The organism is Sphingomonas bacterium, from assembly GCF_903643065.1.
GTDB lineage: Bacteria > Pseudomonadota > Alphaproteobacteria > Sphingomonadales > Sphingomonadaceae > Sphingomonas.
Genome location: NZ_CAHJWX010000378.1, coordinates 1 through 3075 on the forward strand (window position 1 = coordinate 1; position 3075 = coordinate 3075).

Below are 3075 nucleotides of genomic sequence, written 5' to 3' on the forward strand. Positions count from 1 at the left end.
CTGGGGCTGGCGCCGGCCTGGACGGGGCTGGCGACGCGCGCCGGCCGCCTCCGCGCGAGCGCGCTGCTGGCACTGTCGATGGCGATCAACCTCCTCATCGCCGCCTGCGACATCTTCGCGTCGCCCGCCGATCGGTGGCCGCTGCGCTGGGTAGTGACGCGACACCTGCTGCGCGGCGACATCACCTCGGTCGCCAGCGACTGGTGGGGCTGGCCCGGCTGGGCCGGCGTGGCGATCTGGGCGGCGGTGGCGCTGCCCACGATCGCCTTCCTCGTGCGCCGCGCCCGGTCGCACGACACCGGTCCGAGGATCAGCCTGTTCGGGGTCGCCGCAGTGCCCGCACGCGGGTGACGACAAAGGCGAGCGCCAGCACCAGCACGGCCGCGACGATCACCACCTCCAGCCGCCGGAACAGCGCGTGCAGCCGGGGATCGTCGTTCCACCGGCTGCCCAGCGTCCGTCCCAGCCAGACCAGCGCGAAGCACCACGGCAGCGAGCCCAGCGTGGTGAACAGGTGGAACGCCGCACGGTTCATCCGCGTCATCCCCGCCGGAAAGGCGACGAACGCGCGGATGATCGGCAGCACGCGCCCGATCAGCGCCGCGACCGGCCCAAACCGCGCGAAGAACCGATCGGCGAGATCGAGATGATGCGCGTCGATCAGCAGCCAGCGACCATGGCGCTCGATCAGCGGCCGCCCGCCGCGCTTGCCCGCCTCGTACGCGATCGCCGCCCCGATATTCTCCCCCAGCGTCCCCGCCAGCACCGCGCCGATCAGGCTGAACTTGCCCTGCGCGACGAGGTAGCCCGTAAACGGCATGATGATCTCCGACGGGATCGGCACGCAGGCGGCGGCGATCGTCATCAGCGCGACGAGGCCGGGATAGCCGGCGGTGGTGATGATGGCGGTGACGAACACCGCGACGTGCGACAGGACGCGGTCGAGCATTGCGAGGAGTTAACCGGCAAGCGTGCCGGGGGGAAGCGCCTCACGGGTCCGCCCCCGCCGGGCAGCCACTCGGCGTCAGGCCGGGATCGCGTCGACCGACGCGGGGCTGACCGCCGACACGCCGTTCTCGCGGTGGCGAAAATCGCTCAGCGCGCGATAGACCTGCAGCCGCGCGCGCATCACGCCGCCCAGCGGCTGGTGCGCGGCCAGGCTGTGCGCGGGGCGGAAGGTCATGATCTCGTCGAAATAGCGCACGCGGTTGGGCCCGTACGCGGCCTGGCGCGGCAGCCGGATCGTCGCCACCGTGCGATACTCGCTATCCTGCGCCGGCCATTCCACCGACGTGTCCTCGATCGGCTGCGTCGCCGCGTTCGTCCATAGCTGCGCGCGCAGCTCGAACACCGCGTCGTGCCGGTCGAAATAGGCGACCGCGGCGTGACAGAAGCCGTCCTCGTCCTGCTTGGGATCGAGCTGCCAGTCGTCGAGTGCGAGCTGCTCGGGCGCGACCGGAAAGGCGCCGAGCTTGGCGACATGATCGCCGAACCGCATCGGGCACTGGCTGAAATAATAGTCGTCGAGCGGATGGCCGAAAGGGTGGCCGTAAAAGTCTAGCAGCGGGCTGGGTCCACCCGTGACGGCGTTCACCACTTTGTTGAGATTGCGCGCGAGCGACGAGGCGACGCTCTTCACGCTCTCGGGCATCGGCGTCGCGAGCCCGATCTTCTTGGCTTGGCTGAGGAAGCCGGCGGCGGTGCCGGCGGGAAAGGTCGGGCCGCTCGCCAGCACGAAATCCTGCGTCGGCGCGTCGTGGCCGGGCAGGCGTTCGCCTTCGACCCCGAAGACCTTGATCGCCATGCCCCGGTGCGTCGAGACGCGATCACCCAGCCGCTCGCCCGGCCCCTGCGCGAAACGGACCGCGACCGGAAGGGTGCCGGCGCGCGAGAACAGCCCCTGCGCCAGCTCGGGCGGCAGGCCGGCGGCGACCGTCAGATCGCCGATGACGCACGCCGTGCTCTTGGCATGGCTGGCGCGCACCGCCTGGCCCTCGCGCTGCTCTACCGTCCGGCTCTCGGTGGTCATCCCGGCGATGATGCCGTCGATCGAGGCCTGCTCGTCGGGCTCGGGCGTCTCGATATCATCGGCATAGGGCAGAGGGGGCATGACGGTCTTTCAGCAGGGCATTTCAGAACCGTCCGCGCGTCGCCGGCGTTCCTCCCGCCGGTCAAGCGATCGTCCTGATCCAGGTTGCGCCGCGTCGGGTGACGCCGCCCGGTTCGGCCGTTACAGCATTGGCATGCGCTCGCTTCTCGCCCTCCTGCTGCTCGCCGCTGCGCCGGTCGCGCCCCGATCGACGCCGATCGGGATCACGCGCGTGCGGCTCGATACGCAGGCGGGGCCGATCACGCTGGCGCTCGATGGCCGGCATGCGCCGCGCACGGTCGCCAACTTCCTCCAGTATGTCGATGACGGGCGGCTCGACGGCACGACCTTCTACCGCGCCGCCCGGGCGAAGGGGCGCGGTGCCGGCGGCTTCATCGAGGGCGGGATCGGCTCCGATCCGCGCCGCGCGCTGCCGCCCGTGCCGTTGGAGCCCACCAGTCGCACGGGGCTGCACCATGGCGACGGCGCGGTGTCGATGGCGCGGTTCACGCCCGATTCGGCGACGGCGAACTTCTCGATCCTGGCCGGCGCGTCGCCGTCGATGGACGCGCATGGCCGTGATCCCGGCTTCGCGGTGTTCGGCCGCGTCGTGGACGGCATGGCCGTGGTGAAGCGCATCCTGGCGCAGCCGGCGGCGGGCGGCGTGGGGGTGATGAAGGGCCAGATGCTGACGCGGCCCGTGACCATCGTCCACGCGGCGCGGCTGGACGGAAGCGCGCGGCCGACGGGCCTGCCCAAGCCGTGGACGATCGGGCTTCGGTGACCGATACGATTCCAAAGCCGTTCGTGCCGAACGAAGTCGAGGCACCCGCGCGAGGTCACATGTCCCTCGACCACGCTCGGGACGAACGGAGATTGACGACATGAATACCGCCTTCATCACCGGCGCCACCGCCGGCATCGGCGCGGCCGCCGCACGGCGCTTCGTCGCGGGCGGCTGGCGCGTGATCGCGACCGGGCGCCGC

General features: G+C 71.3%; 4 protein-coding genes and 1 pseudogene. 3 read left to right on the plus strand and 2 right to left on the minus strand.

Annotated elements, in window-relative coordinates:
* Positions 1 to 351 (plus strand): annotated as a pseudogene (locus HUU95_RS12395) (hypothetical protein); the annotation flags it as partial.
* On the opposite strand, the gene HUU95_RS12400 reads toward HUU95_RS12395, so the two are convergent.
* Positions 311 to 949, minus strand: a complete 639-nt coding sequence (locus HUU95_RS12400) for a DedA family protein (RefSeq protein ID WP_174280384.1) — start codon at positions 947 to 949, stop codon at positions 311 to 313. The pseudogene HUU95_RS12395 and the gene HUU95_RS12400 sit on opposite strands and share 41 nt — an antisense overlap.
* 75 nt (positions 950 to 1024) lie before the next feature.
* Positions 1025 to 2110: a catalase family protein gene (locus tag HUU95_RS12405; RefSeq protein ID WP_174280385.1), complete on the minus strand. Its 1086-nt coding sequence runs from the start codon at positions 2108 to 2110 to the stop codon at positions 1025 to 1027.
* A 133-nt stretch (positions 2111 to 2243) separates the two neighbouring features.
* On the opposite strand from HUU95_RS12405, the gene HUU95_RS12410 reads away from it, so the two are divergent.
* Both HUU95_RS12410 and HUU95_RS14805 read left to right on the plus strand, forming a co-directional pair.
* On the plus strand, positions 2244 to 2873 hold the full coding sequence (locus HUU95_RS12410) for a peptidylprolyl isomerase (protein WP_174280386.1): 630 nt from the start codon (positions 2244 to 2246) through the stop codon (positions 2871 to 2873).
* 100 nt (positions 2874 to 2973) lie between these two features.
* The coding region (locus HUU95_RS14805) for an SDR family NAD(P)-dependent oxidoreductase (protein ID WP_174280387.1) at positions 2974 to 3075 on the plus strand (102 nt) is incomplete at its 3' end.

Bases quoted from the DNA above. Each gene is read 5' to 3' on its own strand.
- HUU95_RS12400 (WP_174280384.1), bottom strand. From the start codon at position 949: ATGCTCGACCGCGTCCTGTCGCACGTCGCGGTGTTCGTCACCGCCATC.
- HUU95_RS12405 (WP_174280385.1), bottom strand. From the start codon at position 2,110: ATGCCCCCTCTGCCCTATGCCGATGATATCGAGACGCCCGAGCCCGAC.
- HUU95_RS12410 (WP_174280386.1), top strand. From the start codon at position 2,244: ATGCGCTCGCTTCTCGCCCTCCTGCTGCTCGCCGCTGCGCCGGTCGCG.